Genomic DNA, 23,070 nt, shown 5'->3' with positions numbered 1-23,070 from the left:
CGCGACAGGCGAGGCGGTGCGCGGTTCGCTGGCGGCGAGTTCGACGCGCAGGCCGGCTTCGATTTGAAGCGAGGCGAGGGCTTGCTGCGGCGCGAGCGGCTTGGCGGTGGTCATCGCCGAGGTGTCGCGTGTGAGACCGTTCGCCGGGGCCACGGTTGCGGCAGCGCGTGATTTCGCGTGTTCGATTTCCTTCCCCTTCAACGGCAGCGTGGCGAGGCGTTCGTATAGGGCGCGAGCTTCGGCGGGCTTCTTCGCAGCGAGCAGTTCGTCGGCGCGTTTGAGCATGGCGGGCGCGGGCTCGACCCAGTCGCGCTTGGCGAGCGACTCGCGGGACTTCGCGATTTCCTCGTCGTTAAGCCAGAAGCTGCTGTTGCCGCTGGACATGAGGTTGGTGACGTTCTGCCGGTGCGGCAGCGTGAAGGCGTGGCCGAGTTCGTGCGAACTCACGCGCGGGATGGGCTCGTCCATGCCGCCCTCGACGGGGCGCAGCGATGCGGTGTCCTTCACAAAGATGCCCTGCGCGCTGAAGTAGATGCCGTTCGGCCGGAGCTTCTTTGTGTAGTAGAGGTTGAAGGCGTTCGTCGCGATGGAGTGGGTCGGGCGCAAGCCGAGGAGCGTGGCGCGCTCCTGCGTCGGGAGTTTCGCCCAGAAGTCCTCCGTGTTCAGCGCGGGCTCCAAGCGCAGCGACTCGATGTAGAAGTGCACGCCCGCCTGCGCCCAGATGCGGTTCATCTTGGGCAGGATGCGCGCGATGTCGTTCGTCGTGAGCGTGGTGTGGACGTCCGGCGCGTTCGTGGCGGTCAGCAGGTGGAAGCGCAGCGGGACGAGGAGGAAGTCGGCGAATCCGAAGTTGTTCGTGGACTGCGCGCAGACCGTGGAGGCCAGCAGAAGCATCGTCGTGCAGCACGCAACTTGCAAAAACGCGCGCCGACACCATCCGCGAAGGGCTTTCATCGCCGCGCAGTCTGCTCACTCCCGCGTGGCGAAGCCAAACAGAAAATGCGCGCCGCTTGCGCGGACCGTGGCGGCGAAACCGTGTCGCGCGAGGGTCGCGGTGAACGCGGCGGGCTCGTAATAGACCTTTACGACTCGGAACTCGCGCCCGTCGGAGAGCTTGCGCACGCGCACGCCGGTCTCGACCGCGGGACGGTCGTGGTCTTTCGCCATCGAGGTGCTTTCGTTGAGCGAGTCCACGAAGAAGAGCCGGCCCCCGGCGCGCGTCGCGCGGCGGAGCTTGTCGAGGAAGGCGTCGAGCTTGTCGGCGGGCACGTGCGAGAGCCAGAAGCAGCAGGCAACAAGGTCGAACGCGCGCCCGGGCTCCCACGCGAAGACGTCGGCTTGAATGTAATCCACGCGCGGCGAGCCAAGTTTTCGGCGGTTGAGTTCGAGGACTTCCGGCGAGGCGTCGAGCGCGGTGACGTGCGAGCTGATGGCGAGGAGTTGTTCGGTCCAGATGCCGGTGCCGCACGCGAGTTCGAGCGTTTCTTCAAAGGGGCCGAGCGAGTGGAGTTCGCGGCGGACGAGCGCGGCTTCGTCGAACCAGCGCTGGTTGAGTTCCGTGCCCCAATCGTATCGGCCGCGGCGGAACCACCAGTCGTCATACTCGCCCGCGCGGGCGCGGTAGTAGGCGGCTTGCTCGGAGAGGAGCGAGTCGGGCGCGGCTCCAGACATCACTTCCCCCTCCAACCGGGCCCGCGCACGAAGCGACCCGGCTTGGCTCCCGTGTGTTCACCGTCCTTGAGCACCTGAACGCCGTTGACGAACACGTGATGCACGCCGGTCGCGAGCTGATGCGGCTTCTCGTAGGTTGCGTGGTCCTGGATCGTCGCCGGGTCGAAGACGACGACGTCGGCGAAGTAACCCGGTGCGAGGCGGCCGCGCTGCTTGAGGCTGAGATTTTCCGCCGGGAACGAGGTGAGCCGGCGCACGGCTTCCTCGATCGGGATGATCTTCTCGTCGCGCACGTATTTGCCAAGCAACCGCGCGAAGCTGCCGTAAGCGCGCGGATGCGGGTTTGACTTGAGGAAGACGCCCTCAGGGGCCATGGACGGTGAGTCGGAACAGAAGCTCACCCACGGCAGCGCGATCTGCTTCTTCACGTTCTCCTCGCTCATGAGGAAGTAAACCGTGCCGACGCGCGAGCCGTCCTCGATGACGAGGTCCATCGCGGTTTCCTCGGGGGACTTGCCGAACATGCGCGCGACCTCGGCGAGCGACTTGCCGGTGAGCGGCTTCAACTTCTCGCTGCGGAAGCCGACGAGCAGCACCTTTTCCGGCGAACCGGCCGCGAGGTAAAGGCTCTCCCACTTGTCGGTGGCCGTCATCATTTCGAGGCGGACGCGCTCGCGGATTTCCGGATGTCGAAGGCGCTTGGCCCACTGGTTGTAGCCGCCTTCCTGCACCCACGGCGGCATGGCGGCGTCGAGTCCGGTCGCGCCCGCGGTGTAAAGATACATGTCGGCGGTGATGCGCAGGCCGAGCTTGCGGGCGGCTTCGATGACGGCGATGGCGCCGTCCATCTTGTGCCAGTTGGCCTGCCCGGCGGCCTTGAGGTGGTAGACTTCGGCCGGAATATTCGCCTCGCGCGCGATGGTGATGAGTTCGCCGAGGGCCTCGCGAAACGTGTTCGCCTCGCTGCGCAGGTGCGAGATGTAGATGCCGCCGTGGCGCGCGGCCTCCTTGCAAAGCGCGATCAGTTCGGGCGTCTTCGCATAGAAGGCCGGCGCGTAGATGAGCGACGAGCCGACGCCGAGCGCGCCTTCCTCCATCGCCTGGCGGACGAGAAACTTCATGCGCTCCAGCTCCTGCGGCGCGGGCGGGCGGTCCGCGTAGCCGAGTTCGTGGATGCGGACAGTGGTCGCGCCGACGAACGAGGCGACGTTGCAGGAGACGCCGCGTTTCTCGAGGTGCGCGAGATACTGGCCGAGCGTGGTCCACGGGATGTCGAACTTGAGGTCACCCTGCGAGTCGCGCATGTCCTTCTTCATCGCGGCGTTGAGCGGACCCATGGATTCGCCCTCGCCCATCACTTCGAGCGTGACGCCCTGTTTGATTTCGCTGAGGGATCGGCCGTCGTGCAGAAGCGATTCCGTCGCCCAGCTCAGCATGTTGATGAAGCCGGGCGCGACAGCCAGGCCCTTTACGTCCAGCTCGCGCCCGGCCGCGCCCGATGGGATTTGCCCGACGGCCACGATCCGGTCGCCGCGCACGCCGACATCGCCCACGAACGGTTTGCCACCGCTGCCGTCGTAGATCGTGCCGTTCCGGAGGATGAGGTCGTAGTGAGACGGCAAAATCTGGGGCGCGGTCATGCAGGAAGCGAGCACGGTGGCGGCAATCGCCGAGGCCAGTGGGATGCGCATGGGTTCATTTGCTCCCGAACTGCCGCCAGCGCAAGCCTTGAACTGGCCGTGCCGAAGAGCGCTGCTTTCGGGTTGAATTCACCTGTCGCTGTCCGGTCTAATTCCGCCATGCGAAACTGTCTACTCCCGCTCGTCGGCTTGGCCTTGATCTCGGCTGGTTCCCTGCCCGCGGCTTCGAACTGGCCGCAGTTCCGCGGTCCGAACGGCGACGGGCACAGCGACGCGAAGGGATTGCCTGTGTCTTTTTCCGAGACGGAGAAGTTGAAATGGAAGACGGCGATCCACGACAAGGGCTGGTCGTCGCCGGTGATCTGGGGCGACCAAATCTGGCTGACGACGGCGACGGACGTTGGCGACGCGCTGTTCGCGGTGTGCCTCGACAAGAAGACGGGGAAGATCCTCCACGACGTGAAGGTGTTCACGGCGAGCCAGACGAACCTGTGGCAGAAATACAACAGCTATGCCTCGCCAACGCCGGTGATCGAGGAGGGGCGCGTTTACGTCACATTCGGCGAGGCCGGCACGGCCTGCCTCGACACGAAGACGGCGAAGGTGCTGTGGGAACGGCGCGACTTGAAGTGCGACCACTTCCGGGGCGCGGGATCGTCGCCGATTCTCCACAAGAACCTGCTCATCCTGAACAACGACGGCGTGGACTTGCACTACGTCGTCGCGCTCGACAAGCAAACCGGCAAAACCGTGTGGAAGACAGATCGATCCGTTGACTATCAGGATTTGGATGCGTTGACGAAGAAGCCCAAGTTGGGCGGCGACTTGCGGAAGGCCTACGGAACCTGCCAGATCGCGAGCATCTCGGGCCGGGACGTGGTCCTGAGCATCGGCGCGATGGCCCTGTATGCCTACGACCCGATGTCCGGGAAGGAATTGTGGCGCGTCGAGCACATCGGCGGGCACTCGACGGGCGGGCGGCCGTTGCTCGGACACGACCTGGTCTATCACACGGCGGGATTCGGCAAGGCCGAGTTGTTCGCCACGAAGCCGCCCCCGCTCAAATCCTGGGGTGGCAGCGTGCTCGACGCCACGCGCACGCCGGACCCCGACCCGGACAAGCCGCAACTCGCGTGGCGCGTCAGCAAATACGTGCCGTCGTCGCACTCGCCGCTGCTCGTCGGCGACTTGATCTTCATGGTGGACAACAAGGGGCTTGCGAGCTGCGTCGAGGCGAAAACCGGCAAGCCCGTGTGGGACGCCAAGCCGTTCGACGCGGCGCCCGCGGTCTATTCCTCCCCGATGTATGCCGAGGGCCGGATCTACGCGGCCGACAAGGCCACGAAGGGCCGCGTCGCGGTCTTCAAGGCCGGACGCGAATTCGAGCGCCTCGCGCTGAACGAACTCGACAGCGAAATCAACGCGTCGCCGGTCGCGCTCGGCAAGTCGCTCTACATCCGCACCGCAAAGTTTCTCTACTGTTTCGAGAATTGACGAGCCGTCCTGTGCCGGTCGCGGACCGGCAACCCGGCCCGCGGCGGTTTCCAACCTCACACGCAGCCATGACGACCTACACTTACGAGACGATCCCAAAGAAGAAGGGCCAGAAGCCGCGCCGCTTCGAGGTGCAGCAGAATATGAGCGACCCGCCGTTGACGAAAGATCCGGAAACGGGCCTGGCTGTGAAGCGCGTGATCACCGGCGGCAGCGGAAACTGCTTCCGGGGATTGAGCATCCTCTCGATGAACCGTCCGAAGCGCCGGGGTTGATCGGCCGGTCTCCTGGCCGGGATGGTCGCGGGAGTCGGGCGCCTCGTGCAGATCGGGAAATCGGCCCGCCGTCCCGCCTATTTCGCCGCGGTCAACTTCGCCGCAGGGTCCGCTTTGAATTGGAACGGCTTGCCGCCGAGGATTTGGTCCGAGGTGACCGTCGGGCAGATGTATTTCTCCACATGCTCGATGTAGAGCGCGGTGCCCTTGTAGTGATCCACGAACGGCCAGCGCGCGGGGTTATACATCGAGTCCGTCATGTCGCGCATCAGCACCACGTTTTTCCCATTCTTCGCCAGTTGTCGCAACCCGAATGGCCGGCCGGACACGCACATGTTCACGTGCACGCCGACGAGGATTACGTTCTTGATGCCGCGCTGTTCGAGCAGGTTCCACGTCTCGACGCCGGAATCGGTGATGGCGTCCTCGGCTCGAATCTTCAGCACGTCGTATTGTCGCGTCCACGGCGCGCGCGGATTCAGTCCCTTCGCCTTGAGTTCATCCGCCCATCGGGCGTGTTCGATGGGATCATCGTCCTCGCCGCCGTCAGACTGGTCGATGGGGTAACGCCCCTGTTCTTCCGCGGGGATTTGTTTGCACCAAACACCGATTTCTTGCGGCAGGTTTGCCGCCTTGGGCGCGGCCTTTGCGCGCTCGCGGGCGGGGTGGCCTTCGTAGGGTTTCATGCAACCGCTCGGCGCATGGATGATGAAGACGCCCTCGGCGCGGGCCTTGACAAGCAGGTCGTTCATGCGCGGCGCCATCTCCTCGACGCGCCGCACGGCGTTGAGGCAATGGTGCAGGTCCCACATGTCGCAGACGATGATGGCCGTGTGCTTGGGCACCCAGAGCTCGGGCCTTTGCGTGACGGTGAACTCGCCGGAGCCCGGCTTGCTCTCCGAGCGCCGCTGGGTCGTGATTTTGAGATCGGCGGCGGAACTGAGTGACGTCGCGAGGGCGAGCAGGCTGCAAAGCGCGAGGCGGACGAAGTGCCGGCGTGGAAAGAACGAGGCGGGCTTCATGGCCGGAGCCTATCAACTCGAACCGGCCTGCGAAGTGAAAAGTTTGGTCCGCCGCCCGATTACCGGCCTCCGCCATACCGCCGCAGCGCCTCGGCCACGGACGGGAACGCGATTTCCGAGAGGACGACTTCCTCGGGCGCGACCCAGACGATGCTTTCGACTTCGTCCGGCGCGGCTTTGGCGCCCGTGGTGTCCACCTTGACGAGGAAAAACAGGTCGAGCACTTGATACGTCACGTCGCGATACGTGTATTCGTTCGGCAGGGAGCAGAAGAACTCGACGGAAGTCACGCGGAGCCCGACTTCCTCGAGGACTTCGCGGCGCAGTCCGCTCTCGGCCGACTCGCCGAAATCCACGAACCCGCCCGGCAGCGAAAGCGCTCCCTTGCGAGGTTCACGTGCGCGGCGCACGAGCAGCAGGCGGCCATCCTCGCGCTGGACGATCGCCGCGGTGGCAACGGCGGGATTGAAGTAAAACGTGAACCCGCACGCGCTGCAGCGGAGCGGAAGCTCGCGTACGAGGTCGAGCGCGGCGCCGCACTTGGGGCAATGGCGGAAATGCTCCGGCGCGTTCACGGCAGTGGTCCGGCGCCGGCGCTGCGCTTGGCCTGTTTGACCTGCTGCGCCTCGGGCTTCGAGGAATAGAACTTGTCGAGCGGATAGCACCCGCTCACGAGCCCGTTGCGCGGCGCGGTCGTGCAGTCGCTGAACGTCCGGCAAATGTTCCGGGTCTGCAGGACGCCGGTCTGGGCCACGTCCACCGGCAGCGTCGGATACGAGAGCGTGATGCGACCGAGCCCGACCAGGTCCGTCCAGCCATGGCGCACGGCGAACTGGGCGACGTGCGGCAGGAATTCCTGGAGGTAACTGTAGGCCGTGCCGACCAGCACGGGACCTTCGCGACGATGCGCCTTGAGTTGTCGCACGGCGTGGATCTGCCGCGCCACGTCAATCAACGGATCGTGGGCCGGCTGGTATCCGTCGCTCGGCGGATATGCCGCGGGCCGCTGGATGTGCGGCGCGTAGTAGGGCGACCCGGCGCTCACGTTCAGGATCTTCACGCCCACTTCCGTGCAGAGGTCGAGGAATCGAAATGCCTCGGTCAGGTCGGGCTGGGTCGGGTCGGACTCGTTCACGCCGAAGCCGTAGCGGTAGGGCAAGCAGTGCGAGAAATCCTCCGGGATTCCGGGCCCGAGACGACCCGGGCTTGACGCGGCGGGGTCGGGCCGGTGCGGGACGACATCGAAACAACTCACGCGAACGCCGAGGTCGACCGGCAGCCGCTCGGCGCGGATCCCTTGGGCAATCTCGCGCAGGATGCGCGTGCGATTCTCGAAGCTCCCGCCGAACGGGCCGGGCCGCGTGTGCGCGCCGAGGAACTCGTGCAGCAGGTAGCCGTGACAGTGCTTCAAGTCCACGAAGTCCGCGCCCGCCGCCGCCGCGAGTCGCGCCGCCGCCACGTAGTCGCCGATGAGTGCGCGCACTTCGTCATCCGTGAGCACCTGCGCGTCGCTCGTCACGCCGAACTTGCGGTCGAGGATCGGATGCCGGTAAGCCACGCGCGGCTCGTTGCGGAACTTGTCGTTTGGCTTGCAGAAACGGCCGGAGTGCGTGAGCTGGAAGCCGATCACAAGGTCGTCCGTGGTGCCGTGGCGCCCGCGGTGGGATCGCTTCAGGAGGGTGACGAGTTCCGTGATTCCGGCGAGGTTCGCCGCGTTGAGAATGAGCTGGTTTGGGTTCGCGCGTCCGTCGGGGCGGACGGCCATCGCCTCGCCGCCGCAAATGAGTTTGGCGCCGCTTTCGCCGAACCGCTGCCAGCGACGGCGCACTTCGTCGGTCACGCCGCCGGACGTCGTGGCATCCCAGCCTTCCATCGGCTGGATCGCCCAGCGGTTGCCGATGGCCTTGCCACTGACCGTCACGCCTGCGACGGGCGCGACGAGGGGCGACGTGGATTGTGTCGCGATGGAATCTTCGCACGGAAGTTCAATTCCGAGCGACGCCACATGGCGACGGAATTCCTCCACGGACTTGAGCGATGGGATGCGGACGAGTTTGAAAGGCCCGGGCATGGCGAGCAATGCGCGGCGATGACAACAAAGGGCGACGGATGGGTCAAGCGATCGTCGGGAGAATGTCGCGCCGGCGAGCGCCAAGTTTCAATCCTGCCCGTCATCGAATAGTCCCCCGCATCCAATTCCTCCGGCGCCGTGAGCGCGCCGAGCGGGAGATTTACGAGGGCACGGTTTGACACGGTTGTGCTCCCGCGATTGAATCGCGCACCTCCACTGCGAGGCGGATATGAAGTCTCTCATGCCACTCCCCGTGCTGCTCATCCTGCTCGCCTCGACCGCGCCCGGCGCGCCCGCGAAGCCCAACATCGTTGTCATCCTCGCCGATGACCTTGGCCAGGGCGACCTCGGTTGTTACGGCAATCGCACGTTCAAGACGCCGCACCTCGACCGCATGGCCGCCGAGGGCGCGCGGTTTACTCACTTCAGCGCGCCGATGGCCTTTTGCGCGCCGACGCGCGCCGCGCTTCTGACGGGGCGCTACCCTTTCCGCTCCGGCATGAACGGCAACCCTGCGCCCGACGGCGGCCCGGCCGCCGACGCGATGGCGCTCTCGAAGGACGAAGTGCTCCTCCCGCAACTCCTCAAGCGCGCCGGTTACGCCACCGGCATGGTCGGCAAGTGGCACCTCGGCCACAAATCCCCCGACACGCTCCCGACGGGCCGCGGCTTCGACGAATACCTTGGCATCCCTTACAGCAACGACATGCGTCCGGTGAAGCTCCTCGACGGCACGAACGTCGTCGAGTATCCGGTCACGCAGGCCACGCTCACCCGGCGCACCACGCAGCGCGCACTGGACTTCATCGAGCGCAACAAGACCCGCCCGTTCTTCCTCTACTTCGCGCAAGTCATGCCGCACAAACCGCTCGCCACGACCGAGCAGTATTACAAGAAGAGCGGCGCCGGCCTCTACGGCGACGTGCTCGCCGACCTCGACCAAAGTGTGGGCGACGTGCTCGCCAAGCTCAAATCCGCCGGCGTGGACCACCGCACGCTCGTCATCTTCACCAGCGACAACGGGCCGTGGTTTGGCGGCAGCACCGGCGGGTTGCGCGGAATGAAGGGCAGCAGTTTCGAAGGCGGCTACCGCGTCCCCTGCATCGCCCGCTGGCCCGAGGTGTTGCCCTCGCCGCGCCTTCGCACCGAACCCGGCGTGATGATGGACATCTTTGCCACCGTGCTCGCCGCCGCAGGCGTGCCCCCGCCCGCGGACCGCGTGATAGACGGCGTCAACCTCCTGCCGCGGCCCGACATGGCTCATCCACTCGAGCGCCAACATGTCTTCGGCCAGCAAGGCCCCCGGCTTGCGACCGTGCGCGACGCGCGCTGGAAACTTCACGTGCTCGCGCCGCGCGACAACTTCATGGCCCTCCACAAGCCCGGCGAACGCTGGACGGACCCGCGCGGCCCGGACGGCTTCACCATCCTTGCGCCCTACGAGCAATACCAACCCGCAGACCATCCCGGCTTGCGCACCGGCGATGAGCCCGTGCCAATGATGCTCTTCGACCTCCAAGCCGACCCCGGCGAGCAGAAGAACGTGGCCGCGCAGCACCCCGATGTCGTCGCGCGCCTGAAGAAGGCGTTCGACGAGATGAACGCGCAAGTCCCGCCCCCGTCCGCGCCGCCTGCGAAGGCGAAGGCGAAACAGCCGGTTGAAGAGCATTGAGCCCCGCCCGCGAAGTCATTGCCACGAGCTTGCCGGTTGCACATTCCAGAGCCGTGGTGGTAACGTCCGCCTCCATGAAATCCACCGCCGCCTCCCGCCGTGAGTTCCTGCGACTGACTTCCACCACCGCCGCCGCCGCGCTCATGCCCGCAGGCCTTTGGGCTGCGGACGGCAAGAAACGCAACCTCAAGAAGGCCATCATGTGGGGAACCGTCGGCGTGAAGGGCACCGTGATGGAGAAGATGAAAGCCGTGAAGGCGGCGGGCTTCGAGGGCGTGGAACCGAACAGCCACATGAACCGCGACGAGGTGCTCGCCGCGATGAAGGAAACCGGCCTCAAGGCCGCGAGTGTCTGCTGCGGCACGCACTGGCAGCTTACCCTCTCGCATCCGAGCGAGGAGACGCGGGCGAAAGGCCTCGAGGGTTTGCTGCAATCGCTGCGCGACGCGCAGGCTTACGGCGCAACCTCCGTGCTGCTCGTGCCCGGGGTTGCGCGCGGCGGCGTGACTTACGACGAGTGCTTCGCGCGCTCCGTCGAGCAGATCAAGAAGGCCATCCCGACGGCGAAGGAATGCGGCGTGAAGATCGCCATCGAGAACGTGTGGAACGACTTCATCACCACACCGAAGCAGGCGGACGATTACCTGAAGGCGATCAACAGCGAGTGGGTCGGCTGGCACTTCGACATCGGCAACGTCGGCCGCTACAGCCCGGCCGAGGAGTGGATTCCCGTGCTCGGCAAGCGCATTCTCAAGCTGCACATCAAGGAATTCAACACCAAGGCCATGGAGCCGAACAATCCGGGAAAGGGGTTCGCCGCGAAGTTCCTCGAAGGCACCAACAACTGGCCTGCGATCATGGCCGCCCTCGACAAGACCGGCTACGAAGGCTGGGGCATTTCCGAACAAGGCGGCGGCGGCACGCCGGAAGGCTTGAAGGACCTGTCCGACCGGATGACGAAGATTTTTGCGAGCTGACCCCGCCCGTTCAGGCCAGGAGCTTCCGCGGATCCACCGCGGCGATGATCGCGCTGACCGATGCCTGGTTGAAACCCTTGTAGCCGCCCTTGCGCTGGAGGTTTTCGAGGTGGCTCCCGACCGCGCCGTTCGCGACGAACTCATCGCACTGCTCGCGCGTGATCAATCCGGAGTCGGCCAGCCGCCCGGCGCGTTCGCGGCGCACCGGCCACCGCTCGCCCTCCGTGAAGGCCTGCCATAAAAACCCAAGGTCGCTGAACGGCTTCATGGTTTTCACGCCGAGCGCTCCGAGCTGCTGTTGAAGGAGCGCGTGGTCGAAGCGCGCTTCGAGATGGTGCATCCCCGCCTCGAGCAGACTGTCGCCGTGCAGCGCCGTCCACAAGCCGACGGTTCCGAGCGAGCTCGTTTCCGGAAGCGCGACACGCGAGAAATCCACCTCGCGCTCACCGGGCAGCAAGTCCACATCGCAGAAACAAACGATGGGCTCGACCGGGTGCTCCATGATCTGCGCGCCCCAGCCCGCGTCGTGCCCGGCGTGATAGCGCTCGCGCCGCTCGAATCCGAGCAGCTCCATGATCCGCATCACCGACAGGAAATGCCGTCGTGAACAGCGCGGCGTGTGGTGGTCGTGGTTCGCCCAGCCTAGACCGAGATCATCCTGCCGGCGCTTTTGAATCCGCGCCGCGCGGTTTCGGCCCTGCCAGAAGGCGCGCTCGGCTTCCCAGAAGAAGTGCGCTGCAAGGTCGCAGCCGACCATCCGCACGACGCGCTCGACGAGCCGGAGGGTGCGGTGGAAACCGACTGCATCGTCATCGAACCGGCGCCGCCGTGTGTGCAGCAGTTCGCGGGCGACCAGTGTCAGTTCGAGCTCGCGCGGCCCGAAGTCCTGCCGCTCGAAACCGCGATAGCCGCGGCGCTCGACTGCCTCGAGCGCGCAGCCGTTCTCGGTGCACACCTCCACGGTCCGGTAGCGCGACCACGGCGCGCCGGTCGCTTCGGCGTGCAACCCGTGCGCGAGGATGAAGTCCACGACGGACTCGACGCGTAGCGCGAGCTTGCACGGCGGTCCGCTGCCGGTGTCGCCGGTGAAGATGCGAATCGCCGGAAGCATCGCGCGGGGGTGTCGGTGCGTCCACAAGTCCGGCTCAGCCTTGGACCGCGGCTCCTCCACGTAACCCGCGCGCACCAGCGCCTCCTCGTGACCCGATGGCACGACGAGGTGGTCCACCCAGTCCATCAGCAGCGTGCCCGTCTCGTCGCGCATCCGGTGCGCGAGGGTCGCGGCGAAACGGTTGCGCGCGCAGGATTCGTCGAGGAATCGCAGCGCCAAGCGCTCAGCCTCGTAGCAAAGCGGCCAGTCGAATTGACGTTCACGCTCGGGTTGGATGGCGTCGCTCATGACTCGTCGTGTGCCGGTGTGTCAGCCGCCGCCGAACTCAATCCCCTGCGCGAGCGGGAGTTCGTCGGAATAGTTGACGGCGCTCGTCTGCCGGCGCATGTAGGCCTTCCACGAATCGCTGCCGCTCTCGCGTCCGCCGCCGGTGGCCTTTTCGCCGCCGAATGCGCCGCCGATCTCCGCCCCGCTCGTGCCGCAATTGATGTTGGCAAGCCCGCAGTCGCTCCCGCACGCGCTCAGGAATTGCTCCGCCTCGCGCTGGTCGCGCGTGAAGCACGCCGAACTCAAGCCTTGCGGCACGGCGTTGTTCATCGCGAGCGCGTCCGCGAAGTTCTCGTAACGCATCAAGTAGAGCAGCGGGCCAAACGTCTCCTCCTGCACGATGGGAAGCCCGTTGTCCGCGACGGCGATGCAGGGCGTCACGTAACAGCCGCCCGCGAAGCCGCGACCGCGGAGTGGTTCGCCGCCGCACAGCACCTCGCCGCCCTGCCGCTTGAGCCGGGCGATGGCTGTCTGCACATCCGCCACGGCGGCTGCGTCCACGAGCGGCCCCATCACTGTGCGGCGATCGAGAGGGTCGCCGATGCGAAGGGATCGATACGCCGCGAGCAGCCGGTCGCGCACGTCCGCGAATCTCGAAGCGTGAAGGATGACGCGGCGTGTGGACGTGCAGCGCTGGCCCGCGGTGCCGATGGCGCCGAAGAAGATCGCGCGCACCGCCAGGTCGGGATCCGCCGACGGTGCGACGATCACCGCGTTGTTGCCGCCGAGTTCGAGAAGCGTGCGGCCAAATCTCGCCCCGACCTTCGCCGCGATCGTCCCGCCCATCCGACAGGAGCCGGTGGCCGAAATCAACGGCGCGCGTTTGTCCTCGAGAAGCGCATCGCCCGCGACCTCCGGGCTGCCGACAACAAGGCCGAAGATGGCGGGATTCGCGCCGGTGCCGTGACAGACCGTTTCCGCGATGCGGGTCACTGCAATGGCGGTGAGCGGTGTCTTTGATGATGGCTTCCAGACCACGGCATCGCCGCAGACGGACGCGAGTGCGGCGTTCCACGACCACACGGCGGCGGGGAAATTGAATGCGGTGATCACGCCGACGACGCCGAGCGGATGCCATTGCTCCATGAGCCGGTGGCCGCGTCGCTCGCTGGGCATCGTGAGCCCGTGAAGCTGCCGCGAGAGCCCGGTGGCGAAGTCGCAGATGTCGATCATTTCCTGCACTTCGCCCTCGGCCTCGCCGATGAGCTTGCCGGTCTCGAGTGTCACGAGACGGGCAAGCGCGGACTTCCGGCGGCGGAACGCCTCGCCGAGTTGCCGCACAGTCTCGCCACGCACCGGCGCCGGCGTGGAGCGCCACTCGAGAAAGGCCTCGTGCGCGAAACCGACCGCGGCTCGCGCCTCGGCGCGCGTCGCATGCCGGACGCGCGCGAGGACGCGGCCGTCAATCGGGGAACATTTCGCCACGCATTCGCCACAACCGCGCCAACCGCCGTCGAACACACCCGGACTGACCGGCTTGAGGCCGAGCGCGCGGAGGTCAGAGTGCATGGGAGGTTTGTAACACGAAACCTCCGCGCGCGAAAGCGCCGCTCGCCGGGCTTTCGCGGTTGACGCCTGCCGCGGCCTGGATTGCACTCGCGGGATGAGACCCGATTCGAATCCGGCCGCGGCGCCCCGACATTCATGGAACCGTGGCGCCGTGCTTGCGGTGGTGGCCGCGACTGCGGCGGTGGCCGCGCGGGCGGACGTGAAGCTGCCTGCAATGTTCAGCGACAACATGGTGCTGCAACAGGGCGTGCCAGTGACCGTGTGGGGCCTCGCGGACGAGGGTGAGCAGGTCACGGTGGAATTCGCGGGTCAGAAGGTCACCGCCACTGCGTTTCGAAAGCTGCCGAATCCACTGGGCCGCTGGTCCCTCAAGCTCGCGCCGCTCAAGGCCAGCGCGACGCCGGGGTCGTTCGTCGTGCAGGGCCGCAACCGCATCGAGCGCAAGAACGTCCTCGTCGGCGAAGTGTGGCTTTGCTCGGGGCAATCCAACATGGAGTTCGGCCTCCGTGGTGCGCACGAGGCGCAGGCGGACATTGATGCCGCGACGAACTCGCTCATCCGCCTCCTCACCGTGCAGCGCGTGAAGGCGGCCACGCCCGCGGATGACGCGAAGACGTCCGGCTGGCAGGCGTGCTCGCCGTCGGCGGCGTCGGGCTTCTCCGCGGTGGCGTATTACTTCGGGCGTGACTTGCAAAAAGCGCTCGGCGTCCCTGTCGGCCTCATCCACAGCGCCTGGGGCGGGACGCCTGCGGAAGCGTGGACCAGCGCCGCCGCGCTCAGCGGCCATCCGGTGCTCAAGCTTGATTTCGTGGACCGTATCTCAACCCTGCGCGGCGCGCACGCCGCCGCGCTGAACCACTTCAACAAGGAGACCGAGGAACTGAAGAAGCAGGGCAAGAAGCAGTCCGCGCCCGCCCCGAAGGCGCCGGCGCTGCCCGCGTGGCTCGGCGCGGAACTTTACAACGGCATGATCGCGCCGATCATTCCCTACGGCATCAAGGGCGCAATCTGGTATCAGGGTGAATCAAACGTGGGCCGCGACCGCCAGTATCGCACGCTCTTCGCCGAGATGATCAAGGGCTGGCGCGCTGATTGGGACCTCGGCGATTTCCCGTTCCTCGCCGTGCAACTCGCGCCGTTCGACAAGGGCAGGAAGCGAACCCTCGATGAAATTACGGCCTCGCCCGACGACAGCGACTGGGCGCGACTCCGCGAGGCGCAGGTGCAGGCGGTGCAGTCGCTGCCGAAGGCCGGCCTCGCCGTCATCACCGACGCGGGCGACAAGGACGACATCCATCCCTCGAAGAAGAAGCCGGCCGGCGAACGCCTCGCGCTCGCGGCGCGGTCCATCGCCTACGGCGAAAAGCTCGTGGCGTCCGGGCCGACGATGCAGTCGAGCGCCGTGCAGGGCGGCAAAATCGTCGTGACGTTCGACCATGCGGGCGCCGGCCTCGACGCGCGCGGCGGCAAGCTCACGGGCTTCGCGGTGTGCGGCGAGGACAAGAAGTTTGTCTGGGCCGATGCGGAAATCACGGCGCCGAACACGATCGCGGTGAGCGCCGCCGCCGTGCCGAAACCCGTGGCAGTGAGATTCGGCTGGGCCGACTTCCCCGTGGTCAATCTGTTCAACAAGGAGGGACTCCCCGCGGTGCCGTTCCGATCGGACACCTTTTCGGTCGCGACGCCGGCGGCTCCGACGGCGAAGAAGAAGTGATTCGCAGGCCGCCCACCGGGCGCCGCCGGGGCCTCGTGAACCACGGATTGGACCGCTTGTCCGCGGGCTTGCCGACCGCAACCAAAGGGCTACCGTGCGCCCATGTGGACTGCCCGCGCATGGCTTGCGGCCGGCCTGTTGCTGGCCGGAGTCCCCGCGCTCGCGGCGGCGGAGTCCTTCACCATCGCGACGTTTAACGTCGAGAATTATCTCCACGCCGAACTCGCGGGCCGGAAGGCGAAGCCAGCGGAGGCGAAGGCGCGCGTGGCCGACACGCTGGTCGAGTTGCGCGCCGACGTGCTCGCGCTGCAGGAGGTGGGCTGCACCAATGCGCTGCTTGAGTTGCGCGCCCGGTTGCGCGCGCGCGGCCTTGATTACCCGCACTGGGAGCACGTCACGGGCGCCGACACAAACATCCACGTCGCCGTGCTCAGCCGGTTCCCGTTCGTGTCACGCCTCCCGCACACCAACGAGCAGTTCCTGCTGGATGGCCGGCGGTTTTCGGTTTCCCGCGGTTTCGCCGAGGTCGTGGTGCGGGTGAACGAGCGCTACCGGTTCACCCTGCTCGCGGCGCACTTGAAGTCCAAGCGCCCGGTGCCCGGTGCAAACGAAGCCGACCTGCGCCTGCACGAGGCGCAGTTGCTTCGCGAGAAAGTTGACGCGCGCATGAAGTCCGATCCAAACGTGAACCTCGTCGTGCTCGGCGACCTCAACGACACGCGCACGTCGAAGCCCATTCGCGCCGTCGTCGGCCGCGGGCAATCAGAGCTTGTTGACACCCGGCCGACCGAGCGCGGCCCCGGCGCCGTGGGCTCGCAAGTCGCGGCCACCGGGACAAACGCGGTCGCGTGGACTTACTTTTACAATCGCGAGGAAACCTACAGCCGCTTCGACTACGTGCTGTTGAGCCGCGCCATGGCGAACGAGTGGGACAAGGTGCGGTCGTTTGTGCTCGCGCTGCCTTACTGGGCCGAGGCGTCTGACCACCGGCCCGTGCTCGTCACGATCCTGGCTGCGGACAAGTAGCCAAGTTGCGGCTCGCCCTCGGGGGCGATTGATGGTTAATCACGGCGCGGAAATCGATCACGCAAGCCCGCGAATGGACCTCCACGACGAACTTCTGGACGCGACACTCCGCGAACTTGAGGCGATGAAGGCGGCGGGCGTCCGCTTCGTGCCGGTGTCGCGCGAGTCGCTCGCCGCGCTCCCGGTGCCCGGCGCGGCACGCAAGGCTGCGGAGCGCACAGGCGCAGTGCGGACGCGCGCGACCGTGGAGGCGCGGCCGTATGCATCCGCTGCGGCCCCCGTCCACCCGGTGCCCGCGCTTCCTGTTTCACCCGCGCCATCACCACGGGGCGCGCAAGTGAGGCCGCCCGCCCCTGCCGACCGGCCGGCCGCGCTGGCGGCGCTCCGGGAGCGCGCGGTCGTGTGCGCGAAATGTCCGCACCTCGTCACGTCGCGCAAACAGGTCGTGTTCGGGGTCGGCAATCCGGCGGCGGAGCTGATGTTCGTCGGCGAGGCGCCGGGCGCGGATGAGGACGCGCAAGGCGAGCCGTTCGTCGGCGCCGCGGGGCAGCTTCTCACCAAGATCATCCAGGCGATGGGGCTCGCGCGAAGCGACGTCTACATCGCGAACATCCTGAAGTGCCGGCCCGACATGCCCGCCGGCAGCAGCGGCAACCGCAAGCCGTCTCCCGAGGAAATGAACACCTGCATCCCGTGGCTCCTCGGGCAGATCGAGATCATCCAGCCGAAGGTGATGGTCGCGCTCGGCGGTGTCGCGGTCGAGGGGTTGCTCGGCAAGTCCGCCGGCATCACGCGGCTTCGCGGCCACTGGCAGGACTTTCGCGGCACGCCGCTGATGCCGACCTTCCATCCGGCGTATCTCCTCCGGAACCAGGCGCTCGCGGAGAAACGCAAGGTGTGGGAGGACATGCTCGCCGTGATGGAGCGGCTCGCGATGCCCGTGAGCGACAAGCAGCGGCATTACTTTCTCCGCGCCGCATCTTAACCCGCGCCCGCGCGGTGAAATCAGCCTGTGCAGCGCGGCGGCACCGTGGCATTCTCGACCCGTGACCAGCGTGCCCACCCCGGGGGGGGAGACTCCCGCGGATTCTGTCGAAGTCTCCATCGTCATGCCCTGCTTGAACGAGGCGGAGACGCTCGCCACGTGCATCAAGAAGGCGCGACGCTGCCTCGACGAACACGGCGTGAAAGGCGAGATCATCGTCGCCGACAACGGCAGCACCGATGGCTCGCCCGACATTGCGCGGGCCCTTGGCGCTCGCGTCGTTCCGGTGAGCGCGCGCGGCTATGGCAATGCGCTCATGGGCGGCATCGCCGCGGCGCGCGGCCGGTTCGTCATCATGGGCGATGCTGACGACAGCTACGACTTCACCGCGCTCCATCCGTTCATCGAGAAACTGCGGGGCGGGGCGGAGATGGCGCAGGGCTGCCGGCTGCCTTCGGGCGGCGGACGCGTGATGGAGGGCGCGATGCCGCCGTCGCACCGCTGGCTGGGCAACCCGATGTTCTCCGTGATGGCGCGGCGGATGTTCGACGCGCCCGTGCACGACGTGTATTGCGGGCTGCGCGGGTTCACGAAGGCACTTTACGAACGGCTCGACCTGCGTTGCACGGGCATGGAGTTCGCCATCGAGATGATCATCAAGGCCAGCGTCCAGGGCGCGCGCATCGCCGAGGTGCCCATCACGCTTCATCCCGACGGTCGCACCATGCACAAGTCGCACCTGCGCACGGTGCGTGACGGGTGGCGGACGCTCCGGTTTTTCCTGCTGTGCAGCCCGCGCTGGCTGTTCCTGCTGCCGGGACTCGCCTTGATGGCGGCGGGACTCGCAGGTTACGCGGTCGCGTTGCCGGGCGCGACGGTCAGCGGGGTGACCTTTGACGCGCACACGTTGCTGTTCGCAAGCCTGGCGTTGCTGGCGGGATTCCAATCCGCGCAGTTCGCCGTGTTTGCGCGGACGTTCGCGGTGAACATCGGCCTGCTGCCGGAGCAGCCCGCGCTGGCGCGCCTGCTCGAGTTCCTGCGGCTCGAACGGGGGCTGCTCATCGGCGTCGCCGCCATGCTCACGGGCGTGTCGCTGCTGCTCGGCGCGGTGAACCAGTGGCGTCTCGCGCATTTCGGCCAGCTCGATTACGCCCACACCATGCGATGGGTCATCCCCGGGGTGACGCTCACCTCGCTCGGATTCCAGATGATGCTGTTCAGCTTCGTGCTGAGCATCCTCACCCTGCGAAGGAAGTGAACGGGCATGAACGCCGCGAACCCGCCAACTCCGGAACCCACGGCGTGGGAGAAGGCCTACCTGCGGTTCGAGACCCCCGGGCAGGAAATCGCCAAGTTCATCTCGCGCCTGCGGCTGCTCGGCGCGGATTCGTGGCCGCGCGACGCCGAGCTCGTGGAGATTTTCTGCGGCCGCGGCAACGGGCTCATCGCGCTGGAACAACTCGGCTTCACCCGCGTCGAGGGCGTGGACCTCTCGCCCGCGCTGCTCGCCCAATACACCGGCAAGGCGCGAACCGTCGCCGCGGATTGCCGCAGGCTTCCGTTCGCCGACGCGAGCCGCGACATCCTCATTGTGCAAGGCGGGCTCCATCACCTGCCCGAGATTCCCGGTGATTTGGAAACGACCGCCGCCGAGACCGCGCGCGTCCTTCGCGCCGGCGGCCGCTTCATGATCGTCGAGCCGTGGGACACGCCCTTCCTCCGATTCGTCCACGCCGTCTCAAACATGGGGCTGGCCCGAAAACTGTGGGACAAACTCGACGCCTTCGCCGTCATGACGGAGCACGAGGCGACGACTTACTTCAACTGGCTCGGCCGCCCGGAGGAAATCCTCGCCGTGCTGCGCCGCCACTTCGAGGCGGAACACTGCTCGGTGCGATGGGGCAAGCTGCGCTTCCTCGGGCGGAGGCGCTGACCGCCGATGAGCGAACCCCCGCCAGGCTCCGCGCGACGCGCCGTGCTGTGCGTGTTCGCGGCGCAGTTGGTCCTCCTCGTCCTCGCCGCGTGGCGCAACGGGCACCAACTCAACACCGATGCCGTGGCCTACTTGCGGCTCGCGCACTACTTCGCCACCGGCCAGACCGAACTTGGGGTGTCGGGCTACTGGAGCCCGCTGCTCGTGTGGCTGCTGGTGCCGGGCTTGAAGCTCGGACTCGACCCGCTTGTCGCCGCGCGCGCGGTCATGGTGTTTTCTGCGGTGGTTTTTTTCTGGGGCGGACTGGCGGTGTTCCGGGTGTTCAACCTGGCGGCCCGGGAGACTCTCCTGGGCGCGTGCGTGCTCGCGGCGTCGAGCGTTGCGTGGAGTGTGCGCACGATTTCGCCTGACTTGCTGGTCGCCGGATTGCTGAGCTTCGCCGTGGCGGCCTTGATCGAGGAACGATGGCTGGCGGATCAGCGATGCGCCGCGCTGGCCGGCTGCTGGTGGGGGCTTGCGTATCTCGCGAAGGCGGTCGCGCTCCCGCTCGCCGTGATCATCGGCGTGCCCCTGGCGTGGCTTGTCGGCTCGGCGGCAGGCGACCGGCGGCAGGCGTTCCGGCAGCTCGGCGTCACGCTTGCGGCCGCGTTCGTCGTCGGGATGCCGTGGATTCTCACGATCTCGTTCAAGTATCAAACGGCCACGTTCTCCACGACGGCCCGCATTGCGCACGCGGTCGCGGGTCCCGCGGATGTGGATCGTTACCACCCGTTCGCGCGGACGTTTCACCAACCCGAGCCGGGCCGCGTCACGGCGTGGGAAGACCCATCGCGCATGCCGTATCGCTACTGGTCGCCCTTCGACAGCGGGGATCACTTCCGGCACCAACTCGGCGTGATGGCTGGCAACCTGCGCACGGAACTCGCCATGATCGGCGGCGTGGATGCCGGCGGGCTCGCCGAACTTGCAAGCCGACCGGGAGCACTGAACGTCGCACGTGCGCTGGGCGGAATGGACGCGCTCTGGGTTGGATTGCTCGCGCTGGGTGTGTGCGTGTGGACTCCGTTGCGCCGGGGAGGCGCGTTCATCGGCGAACGCTGGCGTTGGGCGGCGGTGCCGTGTATCGGAATGATGGCGGTGTATCTGCCGGTGTTCCTGATGCGCGAAGATCAGCGGTATTTCCAAGGCCTGCTGCCATTCCTCTGGATCGCGACGGTCGGCGCGGCCGCATGGTGGTCGAAGCGTCGCGGGCCCGACGCAGCCCGCTTCGCATCGCGGCTCACGTCGGTGTGCTTCGCCTCGTTCGTTTCCGTTGCCAGCTTGTGGGGCGTCGCGTCGCTCAAGGGACTCCCGAATTCCGCAAGCCGCGCGGCGATGGAACTTGCCACTGCGATGCGCGCCGCAAATCTCGCCGGACCCGTCGCCGGCCACGCGCTGATGCAAGGGGGCCGCGCCGGGCTCTACACGGCCTGGATGCTGGGCGAGCCGTGGCTCGGCGAAAGCGCGGCCGCCACGCCCGGCGAGTTCCTGAACGTCGGCGCGCGATTTGCCATTGTCATGCGGGGCTCCGCGTTGGAACGGGCGATCGAGTCGCACGCGGCGTTCCGCGACCTCGACCCGATCCTCGCCAGGTCCGCGACTGGCCGGCCGTGGTTGCATGCGTTTGAAGTGCTCCCGCCCGGCGCAGGCACGCGGGATGTGCGTTGACATTCCCGGGCCGCTTTCCTGTAGTGCGGGTGGCAACTTGGCGCAACCGCACGCGCACCACGCGCCCGACTGCGGTGTTTCCCATTGCCAGCCGTCCCATGCGCTCGCTCGTCAAACTTCTCTTCGTGGCCGCGCTCATCGCTTTGGGTGTTCTGGGCTACAAGTCCCTCGTGCCGCCCGACCTCGAAGTCGTCAGCGTCCGTCTCGTGGATGCTGCGCAGGCGCTCGATGGCATCGGCCGGCAGAGCGGCAACTACGTCTTCATGGGGGGCGACCGGCTCATGCTGGTGCGGGAGAATCCGCTCGGCAGCCATGTGCTCGTGCGGGCGCGCATATCGCAAAAGGTCATCCGCGAGCTCAGCCGTTCGGGCGCGATCAACGATATCCGCTTCAATGCCGGCGACATCCGCCTGTGGCGCGGCGGCACAAAGACGGAACCGTTCTTCCTCACCACGTCGCTCACACAACTCACCGTCGACGTGGGCTCAAACCGCAAGATCAGCGCCGAGGATTGGGGGCGGCGCCTCAAGGGCGCGATCACGGAGATCGAAAAGCTCGGGACCGCGCAGGTGAAGGGCACGACGCGCTTTGGCGAGGGCGCAGGCACGCGCGCGACGGGCGACGTGTTGCGCGGCACGACGGACGTCACCGCCGCGGGATTCAAGATTAAATACCACTTCGCCGAGGGCAGCAGCGCGTCGGTCTCCTGGGACGACGCGGTCGAGGGATGGCTTGCGACCTCGGTCATCTCCGGTCCAAACACGATGACGGACTTCACCCACACATGGACGGTGGACCTGCTCTTCCCACGCCCGGGCGCAAGGATCCCTGGAACGTTTGAACTAAAACTCTACGACCAGATCGTGGCGAAGGTGGATCCGGCGACTCCTGCAAAAACCCCGTAAGCCGGGCGGACCGTCACTTCACACGCGAGTAGTCCACGGGCTTGAGAAACATGGACTTCACTCCCCCCTGAACCGTGAGCGAGCCGCCGGCCTTTTCCTCGCTCGCCTTGCGCGCCGCGACCCACTCGCCGTCCTTGCGGAACCCGTCGAAGCTGGCCTTCGCCGCCTCCTCGCTCTTGTGGGCGAGCAAGTAGACCAGCGTGTTGTCCGCCCCTTTCTCGCCTTTCATCGGCACCCAGTAGGCGATGTTCGCCATGCCGTGCTTCGCGAAGAGCTTCACCGTGTGGTCGCGAAAGCGCGCGTTGAGAGCGTCGAGCCGGCCGGGCTCCGTCGTGTAGGTGCGCACTTCGAACACGCGCCCGCCCACGTCGCTGTGCTTGATCGCGGGGGAGTAATCCGTCGCGTCGAGGAAGATCGCCTCGGGTGCCTTGGCGAGGATCTTCCCGTCGGCCTCGGACGCCTGCTGCGCCTTGCGCCAGTCGGGGTCTGCGATGAACGCGGCCCACGACTTGCGTGCGGCGTCGCGGCTCTGGTGCGCGAGGAAATAGATCAACTGGTTGTTCGTGTTTTGCACCGGCACGAAGTAGCCGAGGTTCACCATGCCGTGCTTCTCGAACAGCTTGCACGTGTGGTCGCGGAACCGGGCGTTCAGCGCGTCCAGCCGGCCGGGCAGCGCGGTGTAGGTCCGCATTTCGAACACGCGCGGATCTTTCTCCGCGGCGACCGTCGAGACCGTGGCAAACGCAAACAGGGCGGCGAGAACGGGGGCAAGTTTCATGGTGCGCAAAGTGTGGTGGCGGTGTGGCGAACTTTCAACCGTGGAATGGGCGGGGCCACCTCAATCCACAAAGGCCAGCTCGTTGCTCGCGATCAGGGCTTGGGCGTATTCGGACCACGCTTTCCTGTCGGTCTCGCGGCCGGTGAGGAAGCGCGTGGCCATCGCGAGTTCCTTCGCGGTCGGGGGACGTTGGAAGAGAATGGCGTGGGCGCGGGTGATGCGGGCGGGCAGTTCAGCGCTGGCTTCTTTCTCG

20 protein-coding genes are annotated in these 23,070 nt (G+C 66.8%); 11 read left to right on the top strand and 9 right to left on the bottom strand.

The genetic code is table 11. The annotated features are described in order from the left end of the window. The 3 genes from FJ386_11535 to FJ386_11525 form a co-directional block, all read right to left on the bottom strand. Positions 1–894: hypothetical protein (locus FJ386_11535; protein ID MBM3877339.1), on the bottom strand; the 894-nt coding region annotated here is incomplete at its 3' end. 75 nt (positions 895–969) lie between these two features. Beyond that, positions 970–1,671 (bottom strand): class I SAM-dependent methyltransferase, encoded by a 702-nt coding sequence (locus FJ386_11530; GenBank protein ID MBM3877338.1) that lies wholly within the window; start codon positions 1,669–1,671, stop codon positions 970–972. After that, entirely contained in the window at positions 1,671–3,362 is a 1,692-nt protein-coding gene (locus FJ386_11525) for a D-aminoacylase (GenBank protein ID MBM3877337.1), read from the bottom strand. Before FJ386_11525 ends, FJ386_11530 begins: the two co-directional genes overlap by 1 nt. 108 nt (positions 3,363–3,470) lie before the next feature. Here FJ386_11525 and FJ386_11520 point away from each other — a divergent pair, with 108 nt between their 5' ends. Together FJ386_11520 and FJ386_11515 are read left to right on the top strand one after the other, a co-directional pair. Then, the gene (locus tag FJ386_11520; protein ID MBM3877336.1) at positions 3,471–4,805 is read left to right on the top strand and encodes a quinonprotein alcohol dehydrogenase; all 1,335 of its coding nucleotides are present in this window, start codon (positions 3,471–3,473) and stop codon (positions 4,803–4,805) included. Between the two features lie 68 nt (positions 4,806–4,873). Then, a complete protein-coding gene (locus FJ386_11515; protein ID MBM3877335.1) occupies positions 4,874–5,080 on the top strand; it encodes a zinc ribbon domain-containing protein in 207 nt (68 codons plus the stop codon). A gap of 77 nt (positions 5,081–5,157) precedes the next feature. Here the strand turns inward: FJ386_11515 and FJ386_11510 are convergent, their stop codons facing one another. From FJ386_11510 to FJ386_11500, 3 genes are read right to left on the bottom strand one after another with little or no spacing between them, the layout of a single operon-like run. Further along, positions 5,158–6,102, bottom strand: coding sequence for an isochorismatase family protein (locus tag FJ386_11510; GenBank protein MBM3877334.1), 945 nt, complete (start codon positions 6,100–6,102; stop codon positions 5,158–5,160). A gap of 59 nt (positions 6,103–6,161) precedes the next feature. Further along, positions 6,162–6,821 carry an NUDIX domain-containing protein gene (locus tag FJ386_11505; GenBank protein ID MBM3877333.1) on the bottom strand — a complete coding sequence of 220 codons (660 nt, stop codon included), beginning with the start codon at positions 6,819–6,821 and terminating at the stop codon, positions 6,162–6,164. Continuing rightward, positions 6,674–8,173, bottom strand: a complete 1,500-nt coding sequence (locus FJ386_11500; GenBank protein MBM3877332.1) for an NADH:flavin oxidoreductase — start codon at positions 8,171–8,173, stop codon at positions 6,674–6,676. The genes FJ386_11505 and FJ386_11500 overlap by 148 nt, the downstream gene beginning before the upstream one ends. Positions 8,174–8,402: 229 nt before the next feature. Between FJ386_11500 and FJ386_11495 the strand changes: the two genes are divergently transcribed. Together FJ386_11495 and FJ386_11490 are read left to right on the top strand one after the other, a co-directional pair. Then, a complete protein-coding gene (locus FJ386_11495) occupies positions 8,403–9,845 on the top strand; it encodes an arylsulfatase (protein MBM3877331.1) in 1,443 nt (480 codons plus the stop codon). Between the two features lie 74 nt (positions 9,846–9,919). Then, on the top strand, positions 9,920–10,822 hold the full coding sequence (locus tag FJ386_11490) for a sugar phosphate isomerase/epimerase (protein ID MBM3877330.1): 903 nt from the start codon (positions 9,920–9,922) through the stop codon (positions 10,820–10,822). 10 nt (positions 10,823–10,832) lie between these two features. Here FJ386_11490 and FJ386_11485 read toward each other — a convergent pair whose 3' ends face one another. Beyond that, positions 10,833–12,221 (bottom strand): hypothetical protein, encoded by a 1,389-nt coding sequence (locus FJ386_11485; GenBank protein ID MBM3877329.1) that lies wholly within the window; start codon positions 12,219–12,221, stop codon positions 10,833–10,835. Between the two features lie 21 nt (positions 12,222–12,242). Beyond that, on the bottom strand, positions 12,243–13,769 hold the full coding sequence (locus FJ386_11480; GenBank protein ID MBM3877328.1) for an aldehyde dehydrogenase family protein: 1,527 nt from the start codon (positions 13,767–13,769) through the stop codon (positions 12,243–12,245). A gap of 94 nt (positions 13,770–13,863) precedes the next feature. Between FJ386_11480 and FJ386_11475 the strand changes: the two genes are divergently transcribed. The 7 genes from FJ386_11475 to FJ386_11445 all read left to right on the top strand — a co-directional run bounded on the left by FJ386_11475 (position 13,864) and on the right by FJ386_11445 (position 22,039). Next, complete coding sequence (locus FJ386_11475; protein MBM3877327.1) at positions 13,864–15,483, top strand: sialate O-acetylesterase; 1,620 nt, start codon at positions 13,864–13,866, stop codon at positions 15,481–15,483. Between the two features lie 102 nt (positions 15,484–15,585). Beyond that, positions 15,586–16,509 carry a hypothetical protein gene (locus tag FJ386_11470; GenBank protein ID MBM3877326.1) on the top strand — a complete coding sequence of 308 codons (924 nt, stop codon included), beginning with the start codon at positions 15,586–15,588 and terminating at the stop codon, positions 16,507–16,509. Positions 16,510–16,633: 124 nt separating this feature from the next. Beyond that, a complete protein-coding gene (locus tag FJ386_11465; GenBank protein ID MBM3877325.1) occupies positions 16,634–17,494 on the top strand; it encodes a uracil-DNA glycosylase in 861 nt (286 codons plus the stop codon). A gap of 124 nt (positions 17,495–17,618) precedes the next feature. Next, positions 17,619–18,752, top strand: a complete 1,134-nt coding sequence (locus tag FJ386_11460; GenBank protein ID MBM3877324.1) for a glycosyltransferase family 2 protein — start codon at positions 17,619–17,621, stop codon at positions 18,750–18,752. Positions 18,753–18,758: 6 nt separating this feature from the next. Beyond that, a complete protein-coding gene (locus tag FJ386_11455; GenBank protein MBM3877323.1) occupies positions 18,759–19,427 on the top strand; it encodes a class I SAM-dependent methyltransferase in 669 nt (222 codons plus the stop codon). Between the two features lie 6 nt (positions 19,428–19,433). Then, positions 19,434–21,134: a hypothetical protein gene (locus FJ386_11450; GenBank protein ID MBM3877322.1), complete on the top strand. Its 1,701-nt coding sequence runs from the start codon at positions 19,434–19,436 to the stop codon at positions 21,132–21,134. A 98-nt stretch (positions 21,135–21,232) separates the two neighbouring features. Then, positions 21,233–22,039, top strand: a complete 807-nt coding sequence (locus FJ386_11445) for a hypothetical protein (protein MBM3877321.1) — start codon at positions 21,233–21,235, stop codon at positions 22,037–22,039. 13 nt (positions 22,040–22,052) lie between these two features. On the opposite strand, the gene FJ386_11440 is transcribed toward FJ386_11445, so the two are convergent. Further along, the gene (locus FJ386_11440; GenBank protein MBM3877320.1) at positions 22,053–22,817 is read right to left on the bottom strand and encodes an NIPSNAP family protein; all 765 of its coding nucleotides are present in this window, start codon (positions 22,815–22,817) and stop codon (positions 22,053–22,055) included. Positions 22,818–23,070: the final 253 nt, after the last annotated feature.

Source organism: Verrucomicrobiota bacterium, from assembly GCA_016871675.1.
Classification (GTDB): Bacteria; Verrucomicrobiota; Verrucomicrobiia; order Limisphaerales; family VHCN01; genus VHCN01.
Note: the sequence above shows the minus strand (reverse complement) of the source record. Positions and strands in the feature narration are given on the sequence as shown.

Excerpts from the sequence above, each read along its gene's own strand:
- FJ386_11460 (MBM3877324.1), top strand. The coding sequence starts at position 17,619 with ATGCCCTGCTTGAACGAGGCGGAGACGCTCGCCACGTGCATCAAGAAG.
- FJ386_11520 (MBM3877336.1), top strand. The coding sequence starts at position 3,471 with ATGCGAAACTGTCTACTCCCGCTCGTCGGCTTGGCCTTGATCTCGGCT.
- FJ386_11470 (MBM3877326.1), top strand. The coding sequence starts at position 15,586 with ATGTGGACTGCCCGCGCATGGCTTGCGGCCGGCCTGTTGCTGGCCGGA.
- FJ386_11525 (MBM3877337.1), bottom strand. The coding sequence starts at position 3,362 with ATGCGCATCCCACTGGCCTCGGCGATTGCCGCCACCGTGCTCGCTTCC.
- FJ386_11500 (MBM3877332.1), bottom strand. The coding sequence starts at position 8,173 with ATGCCCGGGCCTTTCAAACTCGTCCGCATCCCATCGCTCAAGTCCGTG.
- FJ386_11440 (MBM3877320.1), bottom strand. The coding sequence starts at position 22,817 with ATGAAACTTGCCCCCGTTCTCGCCGCCCTGTTTGCGTTTGCCACGGTC.
- FJ386_11465 (MBM3877325.1), top strand. The coding sequence starts at position 16,634 with ATGAAGGCGGCGGGCGTCCGCTTCGTGCCGGTGTCGCGCGAGTCGCTC.
- FJ386_11510 (MBM3877334.1), bottom strand. The coding sequence starts at position 6,102 with ATGAAGCCCGCCTCGTTCTTTCCACGCCGGCACTTCGTCCGCCTCGCG.
- FJ386_11495 (MBM3877331.1), top strand. The coding sequence starts at position 8,403 with ATGAAGTCTCTCATGCCACTCCCCGTGCTGCTCATCCTGCTCGCCTCG.
- FJ386_11480 (MBM3877328.1), bottom strand. The coding sequence starts at position 13,769 with ATGCACTCTGACCTCCGCGCGCTCGGCCTCAAGCCGGTCAGTCCGGGT.
- FJ386_11485 (MBM3877329.1), bottom strand. The coding sequence starts at position 12,221 with ATGAGCGACGCCATCCAACCCGAGCGTGAACGTCAATTCGACTGGCCG.
- FJ386_11455 (MBM3877323.1), top strand. The coding sequence starts at position 18,759 with ATGAACGCCGCGAACCCGCCAACTCCGGAACCCACGGCGTGGGAGAAG.
- FJ386_11450 (MBM3877322.1), top strand. The coding sequence starts at position 19,434 with ATGAGCGAACCCCCGCCAGGCTCCGCGCGACGCGCCGTGCTGTGCGTG.
- FJ386_11515 (MBM3877335.1), top strand. The coding sequence starts at position 4,874 with ATGACGACCTACACTTACGAGACGATCCCAAAGAAGAAGGGCCAGAAG.
- FJ386_11475 (MBM3877327.1), top strand. The coding sequence starts at position 13,864 with ATGAGACCCGATTCGAATCCGGCCGCGGCGCCCCGACATTCATGGAAC.
- FJ386_11530 (MBM3877338.1), bottom strand. The coding sequence starts at position 1,671 with ATGTCTGGAGCCGCGCCCGACTCGCTCCTCTCCGAGCAAGCCGCCTAC.
- FJ386_11490 (MBM3877330.1), top strand. The coding sequence starts at position 9,920 with ATGAAATCCACCGCCGCCTCCCGCCGTGAGTTCCTGCGACTGACTTCC.
- FJ386_11445 (MBM3877321.1), top strand. The coding sequence starts at position 21,233 with ATGCGCTCGCTCGTCAAACTTCTCTTCGTGGCCGCGCTCATCGCTTTG.